Raw genomic sequence first — 18,240 nt, forward strand, 5'->3', positions numbered from 1 at the left:
CCCCTTCGGACTCGCGCTTTGTCGCTGGCCATATCCGTCATGCCCTGGGACGGGGTTTCCCCCGCCCAACCCCGCCTTGCCGTGTCGCGCAAAGGCGGGTAAACCGCGCCCTGCGCCCGTTCTCCGAAAGTCCCCCGATGAAGTTTCTCGATCTCTGCAAGGTCTATGTCCGCTCCGGCTCGGGCGGCAACGGCTGCATCAGCTTCCGGCGCGAGAAATTCGTCGAGTTCGGCGGGCCGGATGGCGGTGACGGCGGCAAGGGCGGGGACGTCTGGGCCGAGGCCGTCGACGGCCTGAACACGCTGATCGATTTTCGCTATCAACAGCACTGGTTCGCGCAGAATGGGCAGGGCGGCATGGGCCGCAACCGCACCGGCAAGGATGGCGACGATATCGTGTTACGCGTGCCCGTCGGCACCGAGATCCTCGACGAGGACGAAGAGACCGTGATCGCCGACATGACCGAGCTTGGGCAGCGCGTCCTGCTGGCGCGCGGTGGCAATGGCGGCTGGGGCAACCTGCAGTTCAAGACCTCGACCAACCAGGGCCCGCGCCGTGCGAATTCGGGCCAGGAGGGGATCGAACGCACGCTCTGGCTGCGGCTGAAACTGATCGCCGATGTGGGCCTCGTCGGCCTGCCCAACGCGGGCAAGTCGACCTTTCTGGCCGCGACCTCGAATGCGCGGCCCAAGATCGCCGATTACCCCTTTACCACGCTGCACCCGAACCTGGGCGTCGTGGGTGTCGACGATGCCGAATTCGTCGTCGCCGACATTCCCGGGCTGATCGAGGGCGCGCATGAGGGGCGGGGGTTGGGCGACCTGTTCCTGGGCCATATCGAACGCTGCGCGGTGCTGCTGCACCTGGTCGATGGCACCTCTGGCACGCTGATCGAGGATTGGCAGACCATCCTGGACGAGCTTGCGGCCTATGGCGCGGGGCTGGATGAAAAGCCGCGCGTGACCGTCTTGAACAAGATCGACGCACTGGACGACGAGGAACGCGAATTCCTCAAGGACGAGCTTGAGGCCGCCGGCGCCAAGGACGTGATGCTGATGTCGGGTGCGACCCGCGAAGGCGTGACCGAGGTGCTGCGCGCCTTGCGGCCGCATGTCAATGCCCGCCGCCGCGCCGAACGGATCGAGGCGCAAGAGGACGAAGGCCCGTGGCAACCCTGAACGACGCCCGCCGCATCGTCGTCAAGATCGGCTCGGCCCTGCTGGTCGACCGGGCCAGCGGTCGCTTGCGCGAGGACTGGCTGCACGCGCTGGCCGAGGACGTCGTCGCACTTAAGGCGCGCGGCGCCGACGTGGTCCTGGTCTCGTCGGGGTCGATCGCGCTGGGGCGCGGCGTGCTGCGCCTGCCGCCCACGCCGCTGCCGCTGGAACAGAGCCAGGCTGCCGCCAGCGTCGGTCAGATCCGCCTCGCCCGCGCCTATGAAGAGGCGCTGGCGCCGCATGGTATCACCACCGGGCAGGTCCTTGTGACGCTCGAGGATAGCGCGGATCGCCGTCGCTACCTGAACTCGCGCGCGACGCTGGAAACGCTTCTGTCCTTTGGCGTCGTGCCCATCGTGAACGAGAACGACACGGTCGCCACCGACGAGATCCGCTATGGCGACAACGACCGCCTTGCGGCCCAGGTTGCCGCCACGGTGGGCGCGGACCTGCTGGTGCTGCTGTCCGATGTCGACGGGCTTTACACCGCCAACCCGAACACAGACCCCGACGCCCGCCACCTGCCGCTGATCGACGCCATCACGCCCGAGATCGAGGCGATGGCGGGCGATGCCGGGTCCGGCCTGTCCAAGGGCGGGATGAAGACCAAGGTCATGGCCGCGCGCACCGCAACCGCCTCGGGTTGCGCGATGCTGATCGGGCAGGGCGCGCCACTGCACGCGCTGAAGGCGCTGGCGGAAGGCGCCCGTTCGACCCTGTTCACGCCGCTGCTTGACCCGCATGCGGCGCGCAAGCGCTGGATCGCCGCGATGAAGCCGCAGGGCACGCTGATCGTCGATGATGGTGCGGCGCAGGCCCTGCAGCAGGGCAAGTCGCTGTTGCCCGCGGGCCTCTCGGCGGTCGAGGGCCCGTTCGGGCGCGGCGACCCGGTGACAATCCGCGACCGCGCGGGCCGCGTTCTGGGACAGGGATTGGTGCGCTACACCGCCACCGAGGCCCGCGCCATCGCCGGCCACAAGAGCGCCGAGATCGAGGCGATCCTCGGTTATCCGGGCCGCGCTGTGCTGATCCACCGCGACGACATGGCGCTTTAAGCGCCGCTGCATTACCCTCGGACCGACCCGCCACGAAGGACGACGCCATGAAGGACCAGACCGACATCCCCGCCCTGATGGCCGAGATCGGCCGCCGCGCGCGTGCTGCTGCGGCAGAGCTTGCCTTTGCCGCGCCCGAGGCCAAGGCCAGGGCGCTGAACGCCGCCGCCGATGCGGTCTGGTCGCACCGCACCGACATCGTAGAGGCGAACGCGCAGGACATGGACTATGGCCGCGACAAGGGTTTGAGCGACGCCATGATGGACCGTCTGCTGCTGACCGAGGACCGCATCAAGTCCATCTGTGACGGTCTGCGCGCCATCGCGGCGCAGGATGACCCCGTCGGGCAGGTCATGGCGGAATGGGACCGGCCTTCTGGCCTGCATATTCGCCGGGTGCGCACGCCGCTGGGCGTGGTCGGCGTGATCTATGAAAGCCGGCCCAATGTCACTGCCGATGCCGGCGCGCTGTGCCTGAAGGCCGGCAATGCCGTGATCCTGCGCGGCGGCTCCGAGAGCTTTCACAGCTCGACCGCCATCCATGCCTGCCTGGTCGAGGGGTTGCGCGCCGCGGGACTGCCCGAGGACGCGATCCAGCTGGTGCCGACGCGCGACCGCGCGGCGGTATCCGAGATGCTGGCGATGACGGGTTTCATCGACGTGATCGTGCCGCGCGGTGGCAAGGGGCTGGTTGGGCTGGTGCAGCGCGAGGCGCGGGTGCCGGTCTTTGCCCATCTCGAGGGCATCGTGCATGTTTATCTCGACAAGGAGGCCGACCCGGTCAAAGCGCTGAAGGTCGTGATGAACGCCAAGACCCGTCGCACCGGCATCTGTGGGGCGGCCGAATGCCTGCTGATCCACCGCGAGGCGCTAGACACGGTCGGCCAGGGCGTGATCCGCGCTTTGCTTGATGCGGGTGTCGAGGTGCGCGGCGACGGGACGCTTCAGGCCATTTCAGGGGTGCGGCAGGCCACAGAGTCGGATTGGGGATGCGAGTATCTCGACATGAAGATCGCGGCGAAAGTCGTTGATTCTATTGATGACGCTATCGCTCACATTCGCCGGTACGGCAGCCAACACACCGATTGTATCGTGACCGAGGACCAGGACGCGGCCGACCGTTTCATGACCCGGCTCGACAGCGCGATCCTGATGCACAACGCCTCGACCCAGTTCGCCGATGGCGGCGAGTTCGGCATGGGCGCCGAGATCGGCATCGCCACCGGCAAGATGCACGCGCGCGGCCCCGTGGGGGCCGAGCAACTGACAAGCTTCAAGTACCTGGTCACCGGCGACGGCACCGTGCGCCCGTAAGGGCGCGGGCCGTTAGCCGATCTCGATCCGCACGCCGGCCTCGCCGGTGCTGATGGTCAGCGGCATGTCGCGTTCCGCCGCCAGCAGGGCCAGCAGGCCGAACTGCACCCGGTCGGGCGTCATCGCCGCCACATCACCGCCGCCGCGCAGGATGTCCCAGGCCTCGGGCAGCGCCTTGACCCGCGCCGCGGTGGCCGACACCGAAAGGCGCGCGCCGTCCTTGTCGCAGTGGATCGTGCCGCCCAGCGGCAGTGCGCTTTCGCAACACAGGCAGGCGAGGAAGGCCATCTGCACCAGCGGACGGGGCTGGTCGTCGGGCAGGCGCCATTGCGCGTCGATTCGGCTGTTCGCGGTCAGGCCCTTGAGCGTCGAGGTGATCTCGCGCGCGCTGACATGCTGGTCGTTGCCGGCGGTGCCGAAGGCGATGCGGAAGAACCGGATGCGTGCCGCCGCGCTGTCGCAGCTGTCGCGGATCAGGTCCAGTTCCGGCGAGGCCTGCGCCCCCGCCATCGTCATCAGTTCCAACCCGTTCTGGATCGCCCCGATTGGACTGATCAGGTCATGGCACAGCCGCGACCCTACCAATGCGACCAGTGTGGCGCTATTGTCTGTCTTCATTCGCCTCGCCTTCGTTTCTCATTCGCCCCGAACCCGGACAGAACCATGACCAACCTTAACGCACTCCTTGAACCCGGGATGCTGGTGCAGCATCCTGACCGGCCCGACTGGGGAATCGGACAGGTCCAATCCAACATCGGTGGCCGCATCACCGTGAACTTCCGCGAGGAAGGCAAGGTCGTGATCGACGGCGCGCGCATCTTCTTGCTACCGGTGTATGGATCATAGGTAAACGGAACGAGGTTATCCAAGCGTTAATGCCGCTGCAAAGCATCACGATGCTTGTCCTTTCGGGCAGGATTGCTAGAAGCGGCGCATGAGCGCTCAGCAGCCTTCCCGATCACGACAGACTTCGGACTTTTCGGTGCGTCTCGCGCGATCCGAGGCCGATATCGAGGCGGCGCAACGCCTGCGCTACGCGGTCTTCGTCGAGGAACTGGGGGGCGACGGCCCGATGGTCGACCATGCCGCCCGGCTGGAACGCGACCGCTTTGACCCGTTCTTCGATCACCTGATCCTGTGCGACGAGCAGTCCGAAGGCGCCGTTGTGGGCGTCTACCGCCTGTTGCGCGACGACCAGGCCGAGGCCGCCGGGCAATTCTATTCCGAGGACGAGTTCGACCTGACCCTGCTGCGGCAGAGCGGCCGGCGTCTGCTGGAACTGGGGCGCTCCTGCCTGCATCGCGACTATCGCGGCGGCAGCGCGCTGTTGCACTTGTGGCAGGGCCTGGGCGATTACGTTCAACGCCACGGGATCGAGATCCTGTTCGGCGTGGCAAGCTTCCACGGCACGAACATTCCCGCTTTGGCAGAGCCGCTGTCGCTGCTGCATCACCGCCACCTGGCGCCACCGGAATTGCGGGTGCGGGCGCGGGTGTTCCAGCCGATGGACCTGATCCCCGAGGATCAGCTTGACCGGCGCGCCGCGATGCTGCGTGTGCCCGCGCTGATAAAGTCCTACCTGCGGTTGGGCGGATTCGTGGGCGAGGGCGCCTTTGTCGACCATGCCTTCAACACGACCGATGTGTGCCTTGTCATGGACACCGCGCGGCTCGACCCGCAGCAGAGCCGCCGCTATGCCGGCGCCCCCGGCGCATGAACTGGACGCCACCGCCGCCGCCAGTCTTCGAGCCGCCGGGTGCGGCCGGCTGGGCGCGGATCGCCTTGCGCGCGCCGGTGATCGCCGTCGTGGTGTTCGGCGGTCTGGCCTTCCTGCTGCTCTGCCGGCTGGTGGAACGACCGCTCTGCGGCATGGACCGCCCGTTCACGCCGCATATCACCCGCTTTGTCTGCCGCAGCACGCTGGCCGTCATGGGCCTGCCGGTGGAACAGAAAGGGCCGGTGATGCGCGGGCCGGGAGCATTGGTGGCGAACCATACCTCGTGGCTGGACATTTTCGTACTGAACAGCCGCAAGACGATCTATTTCGTCTCGAAATCCGAGGTCGCGAAGTGGCCCGGCATCGGCTGGCTTGCGCGGGCGACGGGCACGCTGTTCATCCGCCGCGATCCGCGTGATGCCCGCGCGCAGACGCAGCTGTTCGAGGAACGGCTGATGCACGGCCACCGGCTGCTGTTCTTCCCCGAGGGCACCTCCACCGACGGGCGACGCGTGCTGCCCTTCAAGACGACGCTCTTCGCATCGTTCTTTTCTGAGCGGCTGCGCCACGCGGTACAGTTGCAGGCGGTGACGGTGATCTATCACGCCCCGCCCAACCGCAAACCGGATTTCTATGGCTGGTGGGGCGAGATGGACTTCGGCCCGTCACTCCTGCAGATTCTTGCCCAGCCACGGCAAGGCCGCGTCGAGGTGATCTATCACAAGCCGGTGCGGGTCGACGATTTCCCCAACCGCAAGAGCCTGGCCTCGCACCTCGAAGACCAGGTGCGCGCCGACCACATGGCGGCGATCGGGTCAGAGCATCGCCTGGCGCAGGCGTAGCAGCGCGGCCAGCGGATCGTCCGCACCCCAGATCTCTTCGCCCACGGCGAAGAAGTCGGTAACCGGGGCAAGGCTGCGCACGGCTGTCTCGGTCAGGCCGCCCTCGGCCACCACCGGCAGCTCGATCATCTGCGACCACCACTCGAACAGCTCGCGTTCTGCCAGGCCGCCATCGCCGAGGCTGCCCGTCACCGGGCCGAACGAGATATAGTCGCAGCCCGCTTCACCGGCGCTGATCCCATCGTGGCGGGACTGGCCGCAAAACGCGCCGACGATCGCATCGGACCCCAGAGCTTTGCGCGCCGCGCGCACGCTGCGCGATCCGTCCCGCAGGTGCACGCCATCGAGGCCCAGCCGTTCGGCGAGGACCGTGTGCGTATCGATCACCAACGCCACGTCGGCGGCGTGGGCCACATCGCGCACCGCGTCGGCGGCGCGCATCAGGCGGTCCTCGTCATGGCTGGCCAGCGACAGGCGCAGGCAGGCGATCTCGCATCCATCCAGGACGCGCGCCAGCGTTCCCGAAAAGCTGCCCAACTCGAAATCCGGCGGTGTGACGAGATAGATCTGCGGCGTGTCCTGCTCGGCCATGGCGGGCTCCCTGATCGTCTGGAGCGGTCGTTTACCGCAGCGGCGCGCGCTTGGCCATTCCGATTCGCCATCGCTTGCCCAAGGCGGCGCGCCCGGATAGGACAGGGCGCGCAATTGCAGGAGACCCACATGCCGACGGACATGCCGCAACCGGCCTTCGTGCTGGTGCGCCCGCAGATGGGCGAGAATATCGGTGCGGCGGCCCGCGCCATGTGGAATTTCGGGCTGGACCGGATGCGCGTGGTGGCCCCCCGCGACGGTTGGCCGAGCGAAAAGGCCGTGGCCATGTCCTCGGGGGCGGGCCGGCTGCTGGACGAGGCGCTGCTGACCGACGATCTGGCCGGGGCGCTGGCTGACTGTCATTTCACCCTGGCCACGACCGCGCGACCGCGCGACCTGACAAAACCCGTCTACACGCCCGAGGCCGCGATGCGCGAGGCGCGCGACCGCATCGCGCAGGGACAGCGGGTGGCGGTGATCTTCGGCCCCGAACGCGCGGGGCTGGAAAACGAGGACATTGCGCAGGCCAACGCCATCGTCTCGGTCCCGGTGAACCCGGCGTTTGCCTCGCTCAACCTGGCGCAATGCGTGCTGTTGTGCGCCTATGAGTGGCGCCGCATCCAGGACGACACGGCGCCCGTCGTGCAGGCCTTGGCCGGCACCGAGCCCGCGGAAACCCACGAGATCGAGCACCTGGCACGGCACTACGAGGAGCGCATGAATGAGGCGGGGTTCTTCTTTCCGGAAACCAAGGCCGAGGCGATGAAGGTCAACCTGCGCAACATGTGGAGCCGGATGCCGTTGACCCGCGCCGATGTGCAGATGCTGCATGGCATGATGCGGCAAATCGTGCGCTGGAAGGAACGTGGCGGGCGCTAGAAAGAAAAGGGCAGGCGAGCATCGCGCCCGCCTGCCAGTCGACCGGTTGCACGGTCAGGGAGAAAGAGGGCCGCCCATCGGGGCGGGATAAACTTGAGGTTGAGCATGCCCTGTCTCGGGTCGCAGGCAAAGTCCGGAATTGCTGACCCATTCCGGGAGGTATGGATGGTTGCGGTTGCGCAACAGCCTCGCTAGAACAACTTTAACGGAGTCCATGATGGCAGAAAAGCGCAAGCTGTTCGAAGAAGTCGGGGAAACCACCCGATCCGGGCAGCCGCAGACAGGCGGAATGATCGACGCGGGACGGCGCGGCGCGCGCGGTGCGATCCGGCTGTGGCTGATCGTGCTGTTCGCGCTGGTGGTGACGATGATCGCGGTGGGCGGGCTGACGCGGCTGACGGATTCGGGTCTGTCGATCACCGAATGGCGCCCGCTGACCGGTGCGCTGCCGCCGATGTCGGCCGAGGCCTGGCAGGTCGAGTTCGACAAGTACCGCGCCATTCCTGAATACCAGCTTCAGAACAAGGGCATGAGCCTGTCCGAGTTCCAGTTCATCTACTGGTGGGAATGGGGTCACCGGCAGCTGGGCCGGGTGATCGGCCTGGTCTGGGCGCTGGGGTTCTTCGGGTTCCTGCTGGCGCGTCGTATTCCCACCGACTGGACGGGCCGGCTGCTTGGCCTGGGCGTGCTGGGTGGGCTCCAGGGTGCGATCGGCTGGTGGATGGTCGCCTCCGGCCTGACGGGCGAGCGGCTCGACGTTGCCTCCTACCGGCTTGCGACGCATCTGGGGCTGGCCTTTGTCATCCTCGGGCTGATCGCCTGGTATGTCTATGCGCTGGGACGCGAGGAGCGCGCGTTGATGCAGGCGCGCCGCTCGGCCGAGCCGAAACTCTTTTCGATGTCCACCGGGCTGATGCATTTCGCCTTCCTGCAAATCTTGCTGGGGGCGCTGGTGGCGGGGATCGACGCGGGTCGCACCTACAACGACTGGCCGCTGATGGCCGGGCATTTCCTGCCGCCCTATCCGTTCGACCTGACGCCGGTCTGGCGCAATTTCTTCGAGAACGCGGGGCTTGTGCAATTCCTGCACCGCATGGCAGGCTACTTGCTGTTCGCCTTCGGGGTCGTGGTCTGGTTGCGGGCGCGCCGTTCGGCCAATCGTGACACACGGTTCCGGTTTAACGCGATCTTCGCAGTTCTGTGCCTTCAAATGGTGCTGGGGATCGTGACCGTGCTTTACATGGCGCCTTGGCAGATCGCCATCCTGCACCAACTGGGCGCCGTGGCGCTCTGGGCGCTGATCCTGCGGGGCAGATTTGCCGCGCGCTATCCTGTTCCGCAATCCCTCAGGAGTTGATTGATGACAGCCTTTGACGACCTCATGTCCTTCCAGCGCGAGACCGAGGCCCTGGCCCAGGTCGCCGGTCGCCTTTCCTGGGACCAGGAGACGATGATGCCCCGCGGGGCCGCGGCGCAACGGGAGGAAGAGGTCGCAGCGCTGGAATCCGTGCTGCATGCCCGCCGCGGCGACCCGCGTCTGGGCGACTGGCTGGCATCGGTTGACGACGCCGCGCTGGACGAGGCGAACCGCGCGCAGCTCCGGCTGATCCGGCGCAGCTATGAACGTACCGTGAAGGTGCCCGCCGCTCTGGCCGCCGCCATCGCCCGCACCGTCAGCCGGGCGCAGGTCACCTGGATCGAGGCGCGCGAGGCGGGCGATTTCCGCGGCTTCGCACCGCTTCTGGACGAGGTGCTGCGCCTGCGGCGCGAACAGGCCGCCGCGCTGGCGGGCGAGGACGGCGATCTCTACGACGCGCTGCTCGACGATTACGAGCCGGGCGCCAAGGGAGCGGACCTTCAGGCCATGTTCGACCGACTGCGGCCCCGGCTGGTCGCGTTGCGGGCCGAGGTGCTGGGACGGCCGTCACCGCTGGCGCTGGGTGTCGATTTCCACGAGGACGGCCAGATGCGGCTGGCCCGGATCGTGGCCGAAAGCTTTGGCTATGACCTGCGGCGCGGGCGCATCGACAAGGCGGTGCATCCGTTCAGCTCGGGGCAGGGGCATGACGTGCGGATCACCACCCGCACGGTGCCCGCCGACCCGTTCAACTGCCTCTACTCGACGATCCACGAAACCGGCCACGCGGGATACGAGCAGAACATCGACGCGGCCTATCATCTGACCCCTGTGGGTGGCGGCGTGTCGATGGGCGTGCATGAAAGCCAGAGCCGCATCTACGAGAACCAGCTGGGCCGGTCTCGCGCCTATTGCGGCTGGCTGTATGAACGGATGCGGGACGAGTTCGGCGATTTCGGCATTCCCGACCCCGAGTCCTTCTATGCCACGGTGAACCGGCTGAAGAACGGCTACATCCGCACCGAAGCGGACGAGGTGCAATATAACCTGCACGTGCTGCTGCGCTTCGACCTCGAACGCGCGCTGATTTCGGGCGACCTGGCGGTGGCGGATCTGGAAACGGCGTGGAACGACCGGTTCCTGGCCGATTTCGGCTATGCGGTCGACACGCCCGCCAACGGTGTCCTGCAGGACGTGCACTGGTCCGCGGGCCTGTTCGGCTACTTCCCGACCTACACGTTGGGCAATGTCTATGCCGGTTGCCTGCATGCCGCGCTGCGCCGTGCGGTGCCCGATCTCGACTCGCAACTGGCCGTGGGCCGGACCGGCCCGGCGCTGGCCTGGCTGCGCGAACGGCTGCAACGCTTCGGCGGCCTGCGCACGCCGCGTGCCACGATCGAACATGCCGCCGGGATGCCGGTCAGCGAAGAACCGCTGCTGGATTACCTCGATGCGAAATTCGCCGGCATATACGGGTTGAAAGCCGCCTGACAGGCGGTTTTCAGACTGGTTTCGGCGCAGGGTTCAAGCCCAAAGTCACGGCAATTCCACCAAGTGGTGCGAAAAATGCCGCATGTGCGAACCATGATCCAGCATTCTTCTTGCAACGAGAGGAACCGCACCTGTAAGGTGTTTCTAACGCTCTAACAGTGGAAATGAACATGAATCAGAAATTCTTTGGCATCATTGCTGCGGCTGCCATCACCGCTGCATCGGTTGTCCCCGCACTCGCAGCGACTGGCACGGTCATCGGCGACAGTGGCCTGCCCAACTACCCGCTGAGCGTCCGGACCAGCGATGGTGAGGTTCTGGCTTGCCGGAACTCGGTCGAAGGTGAGCCGGCAAATACGTTCTACTGCATCCGTCGCACCGCAGGCGCAGTTGCCCCGGGTGCGGGTGGCGGTCTGTTGGCTGGCGGCGGCGCAGCGGGTGTCGGCATTGGCATCGCGGCACTGGCTGCAGGCATCATCGCGATCAACTCGTCGTCCGACACCGAGTGATCCCGACCTGATAGACGGAAAAAGGCGCGGTGAGAACCGCGCCTTTTTTCATGTCCGATCTCCCGTTGCCCTTCCCCAGGACGCGGACGGATCGGGCGGCGCTTACGCGCCGCCGTCCTCTGCCTCGTCGTCGCCCTGGTCGGCGATCCAGGCAACGCTGACCACTTCCTCGCCGGCGCCGGTGTCGAACACCTTGACCCCGCCCGCGCTGCGCGACCGGAAGGAAATCCCGTCCACTGGCACGCGGATCGACTGGCCTTTCGAGGTGGCCAGCATGATCTGGTCGTCCATCTCGACCGGGAAACTGGCAACGATCTCGCCGCCACGCATGGTTTTCTCCCACGCGGTGACGCCCATCCCGCCGCGCCCGCGCACCGGGTAATCGTGGCTTGACGACAGCTTGCCCAGGCCCTTGGCCGTGATGGTCAGGATCAGGTTTTCGGCCGCCGACATCGCGGCATAGCGGTCCTGAGGCAGGGCGCTGTCGGCATTGCCTTCTTCCTCGTCGCTCTCGGTCTCTTCGGTCACACCCGCCATCAGGCGGCGCATCTTGAGATACGAGGCGCGCTCGTCCGATTCCGCGTCGAAATGCCGGATCACCGACATCGACACAACCTCGTCCTTGCCCAGCAGGCGGATACCCCGGACACCGGTCGAACTGCGCGAGTTGAAGATCCGCACGTCCGGAACCGGGAAACGGATCGCCCGGCCGGAATTCGTCACCAGCATCACGTCGTCATCCTCGGAGCAGATGCGCGCGTCGATCAGGCGGGTGTTCTCATCCTCGCCTTCGAACTTCATCGCGATCTTGCCATTGCGCATCACGTTGGTGAAGTCCGACAGCCGATTGCGGCGCACCGACCCCTTGGAGGTCGCAAAGACGATCTGGAGAGCGTCCCATTCCTCCTCGGGGCGGTCCACCGGCATGATCGCGGCGATCGAGACGCCGGTCGGGATCGGCAGGATGTTGACGATCGCTTTGCCCTTCGAGGTGCGCCCGCCCAGCGGCAGGCGCCAGGTCTTGAGCTTGTAGGCCATGCCGTCGGTGGTGAAGAACAGCAGCTGCGTGTGCGTGTTGGCGACGAACAGCGTCGTCACCACGTCGTCATCCTTGAGCGCGCCGCCCGACAGGCCCTTGCCACCACGCTTTTGCGAGCGGAACTCGGCCAGCGGGGTGCGCTTGATATAGCCGCCCGCGGTGACGGTCACGACCATGTCCTCGCGTTCGATCAGGTCCTCGTCGTCGAGGTCTCCGGCCCAGTCGGTGATCTCGGTGCGGCGCGGCACGGCGAACTCGTCGCGAATGCTGCGCATCTCGTCACCGATGATCTGCATGATCCGCTCGCGCGAGGACAGGATGTCGAGGTAATCCTTGATCTTCGCCGCCAGGTCTTCGAGCTCGTCGGTGATTTCCTTGACGCCCAGCTGCGTCAGGCGTTGCAGCCGCAGTTCCAGGATCGCGCGTGCCTGCGCCTCGGACAGGTTGTAGGTGCCGTCCTCGTTGGCCTTGTGGGTCGGGTCGTCGATCAGTGCGATATAGGGCAGGATGGCGCCCGCCGGCCAGCGCCGCGTCATCAGCCGTTCCCGCGCCTCGGAGGCATCCGCGCTGGAGCGGATCGTCGCCACGACCTCGTCGACATTGCTGACCGCCACGGCGAGACCGCACAGGATATGCGACCGCTCGCGCGCCCTGCGCAGCAGGTAGGCGGTGCGCCGCGCCACCACGTCCTCGCGGAAGTCGATGAAGGCGGTAAGGAAGGCGCGCAGCGTCAGTTGTTCCGGCTTGCCGCCGTTCAGCGCCAGCATGTTGCATCCGAACGAGGTCTGCATCGGGGTAAAGCGATAGAGCTGGTTCAGCACCACCTCTGCCGTCGCATCCCGCTTGAGCTCGATCACCACGCGCACGCCGTCGCGGTCGGATTCGTCCTGCACGTGGGCGATGCCCTCGATCTTCTTGTCGCGGGCGGCCTCGGCGATGCGCTCGATCATCGTGGCCTTGTTCACCTGGTAGGGGATCTCGTCGATGATGATGGCAAAACGATCCTTGCGCAGTTCCTCGACCCGGGTCTTGGCCCGGATGATGACGCTGCCGCGCCCTTCGAGATAGGCCTTGCGCGCACCGGACCGGCCCAGGATCACGCCGCCTGTGGGAAAGTCGGGGGCCGGGATGTAGTCGATCAGGTCTTCGGACGACAGGTCGGGATTGGCGATCAGCGCCAGCGTCGCGTCGATCACCTCGCCCAGGTTGTGCGGTGGGATTCGCGTGGCCATGCCGACGGCGATGCCCTCGGCGCCGTTGACCAGCACGTTGGGATAGCGCGCGGGCAGGACGGTCGGCTCCATCCGCTCGTTGGCATAGTTCGGGACGAAATCGACGGTCTCCTTGTCGATATCTTCCAGCAGCGCCTCGGCCACCTTCTGCAAGCGGCTTTCGGTATAGCGGTAGGCGGCGGGCGGGTCGCCGTCCATGCTGCCGAAATTGCCCTGGCCATCGATCAGCGGCAGGGACATCGAGAAATCCTGTGCCATGCGCACCAGCGCGTCATAGACCGCCGAATCCCCGTGCGGGTGATAGCGGCCCATCACGTCGCCGACCGCCGTCGCGCATTTGCGATAGGGCTTGGCGCGGGTCTGGCCGTTCTCCCAGAGCGTATAAAGGATGCGCCGGTGCACCGGTTTCAACCCGTCCCGAAGGTCGGGAATGGCCCGGCTGACGATCACCGACATGGCATAGTCGAGATAGCTCGACTTCATCTCGTCGGTGATGGTGATCGTCGGTCCGGCATGAGGCGCCGGTTTTTTCTTTTCGTTTTCAGGAGTTTCCGGCGTATCGTTCACGTGCTCTGCCTGTCCGTTGCGCGGCCATATCTAGTTGCCGGAACTATACCAGAGACAAGATGCGGGGTGCAATGGCGCCTGCCCACCGCATTTTGGCAGCCGCGGCATATGACTGCTAACACACTGTTTTTATTGAAAAGTAAAGAATCACTTGGCAGACTCTTTCTGTGACACCCCGACATGAGGTTACAGGATGGAGAAAAGCGAGACCGAGTTGATGCTGCGAGGCTACGGGCTGACCACGGCGGAATTCTTCTACCGCATGCCCGACTACAAGAACGTCATCAATACCTTCGTCTGGCAGGATTACGACCTCGCCCCTGACCACCCGAAACTGTTCCGCTTCATCGAGTACTGGCAGGATCAGATCGAGGGGCCGCTCCACTCGGTGCGCTTCGTGCATCGAAAGATGATCAGCCCGGGCGAATGGCGCAATGTGGTGGGGGAATTCACCTACCACTGAGGCGCAACCGAAGCTCCGGCTACATCGAGCCGGACAAACTATGGGGTCGATTGGTCCCGGACCTGTCCGGGACCAAGAGGTGCAGAACCCTCTTGCACCTTTGTCAGGGAATGATCCGGGTGTATTTCACGCCTTCCAGTGTCGCGCCCACATGCAGGCCCGATTGGCCGAAGATCACCGCGATCACGGGCGCGAGCGAGGTCGTCGTCTCGGCGGCCAGGGTCTCGCCCCGTTCGGGGATGGCGTATTCGATATTCGCGCCGGCGGCGAAACCGGGCGAGCGGCGGAAGTTCATCAGCGCCTGTTCCGTCATGAAGAACAGCACATGCGAATATTGCTTGCCGCCGATTTGCAGCCCGCCGCTGGCCTTGGCGACGGAATAGTAATCCACCGTCGCCCCGCCGACGCGCAGCGCGCCGCGCCCATAGGCGCCGCCGAAGCCAAGCCCGGCCTCGGTGACAAGAGGCATGATCAGGATGCCCGCGGATTTCGCACCGAGGCTACGCGTGCCGGGATATTCGTTGTAAAGCTGCGCCAGGGTGGCGTCTGCGCGGGCGTCGATCATCGCCGGGCCGCGGCTGCCCACGCCGTTGGCGCATGCGGCCAGCAGCGTCGTGCTGCCCAGGCCCATCATCAGGGTGCGTCGGGAAAGGGTCATGGCTCTGCTCGCTCTCGTTCGGACGTCTTTTGCGTCCCGTTTGCTGCAAACCGGGATCTCCGGCTGGGCGCTTTATACAGCCAGCGCACGGGATTGTCACCGTTTGTTGTAGGCCTTGGGCGACAAACCGCTAGCCGTTGAGCAGGCGCGCGGCGGCGGGCGCGAAATAGGTCAGCACCCCGTCGCAACCGGCGCGCTTGAACGCCACCAGCGACTCCAGCATCACCTTGTCGCCGTCGACCCAGCCGCGTTCAGCCGCGCCGGCCAGCATCGCGTATTCGCCCGACACCTGGTAGGCAAAGGTCGGCGCGCCGAACATGTCCTTGGCACGGCGGCAGATATCGAGGTAGGGCATGCCCGGCTTGACCATTACCATGTCGGCGCCTTCGGCGAGGTCGCGTGCGATCAGGCGCATCGCCTCGTCGGAATTGCCGGGATCCTGCTGATAGGTCTTCTTGTCGCCCTTCAGCGCGCCGGATGCGCCCACCGCATCACGGAAGGGGCCGTAGAAGGCGCTGGCATACTTGGCGGCATAGCTGAGCAGGCAGACATTCTGGTGGCCGTGCGATTCCAGCGCCTTGCGCAGCGCGCCGATGCGGCCGTCCATCATGTCGCTGGGTCCGATGATGTCGGCGCCGGCCGCCGCCTGGGACAGCGCCTGTTTGACCAGCGCCTCGACCGTGCGGTCGTTGACCACATAACCGTCCTCGACGAACCCGTCATGCCCATCGATATTATAGGGATCCAGCGCCACGTCGGTCATCACCGCGATGTCGATGCCGGCATCCTTGATCGCGCGGGTCGCGGTGTTGGACAGGTTGTCGGGGTTCCACGCCTCGGCGCAGTCCTTGGTCTTCTTCGCCGGGTCGGTGTAGGGAAACAGGCAGATCGCCGGGATTCCCAAGGCGTGCGCCTCTCGCGCTGCCTCGACTACCTTGTCCACCGACAGCCGGTTCACGCCGGGCATCGAGGCGATCGGTTCGACCACGCCCTCGCCGTCGCGGACAAAGACCGGCCAGATGAAATCGGACGGCGTCAGCAGTGTTTGCGAGACCAGCGCCCTTATCGCGGGGCTCTGCCTCAGTCGGCGAAAGCGGGTGGCGGGGAAGGGCGATTGCGTGGGCTGCATGGCATGACCTGTCACTTTTTTCCGACACTAGGGATGCACCGTGCATGGCCCGCTGTCCAGACCCGCGCCCGGCTATGGGCAATCGCGTTTTGCCACGCTAGAGAGGGCGCGCAGGCGAAAGGGCGGACATTTGGACTGGTACGAAACCGTTTTCGAAGTCATCGACATGCGGTCCTTCTCGAACCTCTGGTTCTGGATCGTCCTCGCGGTCGTCTGGTCCTCTGCCAGCCACTGGGTCCTGGGCGTGCCCTTCGACATGGTGGCGCGCGCACGGCGCAATGGTGGGCGGGCCGAGCAGGATCTCGAGGACCTCGTGCGGATCAACACCAATCGCCTGATCTTCATCGTCGAGGAGGCCGGGCTCTGGGTCGCGGGGCTTGGCTCGGCACTTCTGACCGGGATGGGCGTGCTGGGCTTCGGCTACGGGATCGAACTGGCGCAGGCGCTGTTCCTGCTGGCCTTCCCGATGAGCCTCGTGGGTCTGCTCAGCCTCCGCACCTCGCGCCGCATCCAGGCCGGAGAGAACAGCGGCGAGGCGCTGTGGCGTCGGCTGGTGCGGCACCGCTTCGCGGTTCAGGGGATCGGCATGCTGTCGATTTTCGTCACCGCGCTCTGGGGCATGTATCAGAACCTCTCGGCGCACGTGCTCTGACTCAGCCTTCGGGGCGGCATTCTCCGCCCAGCCGCGCCCCGTCCGCCGTCAGCGTGGCCGACCCGTCACTGTGGCGGATCAGCAGCATGGCGCGCTCGGCCAGGAAAAAGCCGCGACCGCCATCCTGCGTCAGGATCGCCTCGGCGGTCAGTTCCACATTAGGCAGGGTGACGCGCGACAGCTGGCGGCGGGGCGGCTCGTCCGGTGAGACGGGATCAGCGAATTGCGCCGGGTCCAGCGTGAATCGCAGCGTCTCGAACGGCGGTGCAAAGGCACATAGCCACGCCTCGGGCGCGGCCCCGGCCTGGCCTGTCGACGCCATCGTGACCATTCCGGCCAGGACGAAACCCTTGCTGTGCCGCATTGCACCCCCATATGCCCCCATATCCCGATGATAGGAGGATTTGTCCGTGTTTCCAAAGACCGCAGCCGCCACCGCCGCCCTGATCCTGGCTGCCAGCGCCGCCCTGGCCGAACGGATCGCGACCGAAGCCGGCCCGATGGTCGCGCAACCCGTGGTCGAGGGGCTCGACATTCCCTGGGCCTTCGGATTCCTGCCGGACGGGACGATCCTGGTCACGGAACGCGAGGGTGCGCTTGTGGCGCAGCGCGGCGAGGACCGCTGGACAATCGACGGTCTGCCGAAAATCGAGGTGGACGGGCAGGGCGGCCTGCTGGACATCCTCGTGCCGCGCGATTTCGCCACCAGCCGCGAGATATTCCTGACCTACTCCAAGGCGCAGTTCGTCCGCGGATCGGGCACCGCCGTCTACCGCGCGCGCCTGTCCGAGGACGGCCGCCGCCTGGAGGGTGGCGAGACGATCTTCGAGATTGCACGCGGCAGCGGAGGCGGTTTTCACTTCGGTTCGCGCATCGTCGAGGCGTCGGATGGCACGCTGTTCGTGACCGTGGGCGACCGCGGCAATCCCGAGACCGCGCAGGACCGCGCGATGCACAACGGTTCGGTGCTGCGGATCACGCGGGACGGGCGCGTGCCTGCCGACAATCCCTTTGTCGGGCAGTCCGGCGTGCAGCCGGAAATCTGGTCCTGGGGCCACCGCAACCCGCAGGGCGCGGCGGTGGACGGCGATGGCCAGCTTTGGGTGATCGAACACGGCGCGCGCGGCGGGGACGAGGTCAACCGGATCGAGAAGGGCGCGAATTACGGCTGGCCCGTGATCGCCTACGGCGTGAACTACAACGGCTCGTCTATCGGGGTTGGCACCGCGCAGGAGGGTATGAAACAGCCGGTGTATTACTGGGATCCCTCGATTGCGCCGTCGGACATGGCGTTCTTCCGCGGTGGCAACTGGGACGGCCAGGCCTTTGTCGGATCGCTGAAATTCGACTATGTCTCGCGCCTTTCGGGCAATCCGCTGCGCGAGGTCGAGCGGATCGAGGGCGCGGCCACCAGCCGTGTGCGCGACGTCGACCAGGGGCCGGACGGGGCGCTGTGGTTCCTCAGCGAGGGCAACGGCGCGCTTTATCGGTTGGTGCCCGGCGAAGGCAGCTGACGCTTTTTCTTGATC

Annotated in this window: 19 protein-coding genes; 13 read left to right on the forward strand and 6 right to left on the reverse strand. The window is 66.1% G+C overall.

Annotated elements, in window-relative coordinates; all coding sequences use genetic code 11:
* The first annotated feature begins 137 nt into the window (after positions 1-137).
* Genes obgE through KB874_RS00175 form a run of 3 tightly spaced genes read left to right on the forward strand, consistent with a single transcriptional unit; the run spans position 138 to position 3,585 of the window.
* Positions 138-1,178, forward strand: a complete 1,041-nt coding sequence (obgE, locus tag KB874_RS00165) for a GTPase ObgE (protein WP_212534514.1) — start codon at positions 138-140, stop codon at positions 1,176-1,178.
* Positions 1,166-2,272, forward strand: a complete 1,107-nt coding sequence (gene proB, locus KB874_RS00170) for a glutamate 5-kinase (protein WP_212534515.1) — start codon at positions 1,166-1,168, stop codon at positions 2,270-2,272. Before obgE ends, proB begins: the two co-directional genes overlap by 13 nt.
* 47 nt (positions 2,273-2,319) lie before the next feature.
* Positions 2,320-3,585, forward strand: coding sequence for a glutamate-5-semialdehyde dehydrogenase (locus KB874_RS00175; RefSeq protein WP_212534516.1), 1,266 nt, complete (start codon positions 2,320-2,322; stop codon positions 3,583-3,585).
* Between the two features lie 12 nt (positions 3,586-3,597).
* Here the strand turns inward: KB874_RS00175 and KB874_RS00180 are convergent, their stop codons facing one another.
* Positions 3,598-4,203, reverse strand: a complete 606-nt coding sequence (locus KB874_RS00180) for a histidine phosphotransferase family protein (RefSeq protein WP_212534517.1) — start codon at positions 4,201-4,203, stop codon at positions 3,598-3,600.
* A 45-nt stretch (positions 4,204-4,248) separates the two neighbouring features.
* Here KB874_RS00180 and KB874_RS00185 point away from each other — a divergent pair, with 45 nt between their 5' ends.
* The 3 genes from KB874_RS00185 to olsA all read left to right on the forward strand — a co-directional run bounded on the left by KB874_RS00185 (position 4,249) and on the right by olsA (position 6,144).
* On the forward strand, positions 4,249-4,431 hold the full coding sequence (locus KB874_RS00185) for a DUF3553 domain-containing protein (RefSeq protein ID WP_212534518.1): 183 nt from the start codon (positions 4,249-4,251) through the stop codon (positions 4,429-4,431).
* Positions 4,432-4,519: 88 nt separating this feature from the next.
* Complete coding sequence (olsB, locus tag KB874_RS00190) at positions 4,520-5,302, forward strand: L-ornithine N(alpha)-acyltransferase (protein ID WP_212534519.1); 783 nt, start codon at positions 4,520-4,522, stop codon at positions 5,300-5,302.
* Positions 5,299-6,144 (forward strand): lyso-ornithine lipid O-acyltransferase, encoded by an 846-nt coding sequence (gene olsA, locus KB874_RS00195; RefSeq protein WP_212534520.1) that lies wholly within the window; start codon positions 5,299-5,301, stop codon positions 6,142-6,144. The genes olsB and olsA overlap by 4 nt, the downstream gene beginning before the upstream one ends.
* Here olsA and KB874_RS00200 read toward each other — a convergent pair.
* Positions 6,118-6,735: a thiamine phosphate synthase gene (locus tag KB874_RS00200; RefSeq protein WP_212534521.1), complete on the reverse strand. Its 618-nt coding sequence runs from the start codon at positions 6,733-6,735 to the stop codon at positions 6,118-6,120. The genes olsA and KB874_RS00200 overlap by 27 nt on opposite strands.
* A 129-nt stretch (positions 6,736-6,864) precedes the next feature.
* Here KB874_RS00200 and KB874_RS00205 point away from each other — a divergent pair, with 129 nt between their 5' ends.
* From KB874_RS00205 to KB874_RS00220, 4 genes are all read left to right on the forward strand, one after another.
* The gene (locus KB874_RS00205; RefSeq protein WP_212534522.1) at positions 6,865-7,614 is read left to right on the forward strand and encodes an RNA methyltransferase; all 750 of its coding nucleotides are present in this window, start codon (positions 6,865-6,867) and stop codon (positions 7,612-7,614) included.
* Positions 7,615-7,831: 217 nt separating this feature from the next.
* Complete coding sequence (ctaA, locus tag KB874_RS00210; RefSeq protein WP_212534523.1) at positions 7,832-8,971, forward strand: heme A synthase; 1,140 nt, start codon at positions 7,832-7,834, stop codon at positions 8,969-8,971.
* A gap of 3 nt (positions 8,972-8,974) precedes the next feature.
* A complete protein-coding gene (locus tag KB874_RS00215) occupies positions 8,975-10,462 on the forward strand; it encodes a carboxypeptidase M32 (RefSeq protein ID WP_212534524.1) in 1,488 nt (495 codons plus the stop codon).
* 170 nt (positions 10,463-10,632) lie between these two features.
* Positions 10,633-10,971 carry a hypothetical protein gene (locus KB874_RS00220; protein WP_212534525.1) on the forward strand — a complete coding sequence of 113 codons (339 nt, stop codon included), beginning with the start codon at positions 10,633-10,635 and terminating at the stop codon, positions 10,969-10,971.
* Positions 10,972-11,073: 102 nt separating this feature from the next.
* Here the strand turns inward: KB874_RS00220 and gyrA are convergent, their stop codons facing one another.
* Entirely contained in the window at positions 11,074-13,809 is a 2,736-nt protein-coding gene (gyrA, locus tag KB874_RS00225) for a DNA gyrase subunit A (protein ID WP_212534526.1), read from the reverse strand.
* A 193-nt stretch (positions 13,810-14,002) separates the two neighbouring features.
* On the opposite strand from gyrA, the gene KB874_RS00230 reads away from it, so the two are divergent.
* Positions 14,003-14,272 (forward strand): usg protein, encoded by a 270-nt coding sequence (locus KB874_RS00230; RefSeq protein ID WP_212534527.1) that lies wholly within the window; start codon positions 14,003-14,005, stop codon positions 14,270-14,272.
* Between the two features lie 103 nt (positions 14,273-14,375).
* Here KB874_RS00230 and KB874_RS00235 read toward each other — a convergent pair whose 3' ends face one another.
* Together KB874_RS00235 and hemB are read right to left on the reverse strand one after the other, a co-directional pair.
* Complete coding sequence (locus KB874_RS00235) at positions 14,376-14,930, reverse strand: lipid-binding SYLF domain-containing protein (protein ID WP_212534528.1); 555 nt, start codon at positions 14,928-14,930, stop codon at positions 14,376-14,378.
* Between the two features lie 130 nt (positions 14,931-15,060).
* A complete protein-coding gene (gene hemB / locus KB874_RS00240; RefSeq protein ID WP_212534529.1) occupies positions 15,061-16,059 on the reverse strand; it encodes a porphobilinogen synthase in 999 nt (332 codons plus the stop codon).
* Positions 16,060-16,189: 130 nt separating this feature from the next.
* Between hemB and KB874_RS00245 the strand changes: the two genes are divergently transcribed.
* Entirely contained in the window at positions 16,190-16,711 is a 522-nt protein-coding gene (locus KB874_RS00245) for a component of SufBCD complex (RefSeq protein WP_212534530.1), read from the forward strand.
* Between the two features lies 1 nt (position 16,712).
* Here KB874_RS00245 and KB874_RS00250 read toward each other — a convergent pair whose 3' ends face one another.
* On the reverse strand, positions 16,713-17,075 hold the full coding sequence (locus KB874_RS00250) for a hypothetical protein (protein WP_212534531.1): 363 nt from the start codon (positions 17,073-17,075) through the stop codon (positions 16,713-16,715).
* A gap of 46 nt (positions 17,076-17,121) precedes the next feature.
* Between KB874_RS00250 and KB874_RS00255 the strand changes: the two genes are divergently transcribed.
* Positions 17,122-18,225, forward strand: a complete 1,104-nt coding sequence (locus KB874_RS00255) for a PQQ-dependent sugar dehydrogenase (protein ID WP_428849219.1) — start codon at positions 17,122-17,124, stop codon at positions 18,223-18,225.
* Positions 18,226-18,240 lie beyond the last annotated feature (15 nt).

Source organism: Thetidibacter halocola, assembly GCF_018224955.1.
Lineage (GTDB): Bacteria > Pseudomonadota > Alphaproteobacteria > Rhodobacterales > Rhodobacteraceae > Thetidibacter > Thetidibacter halocola.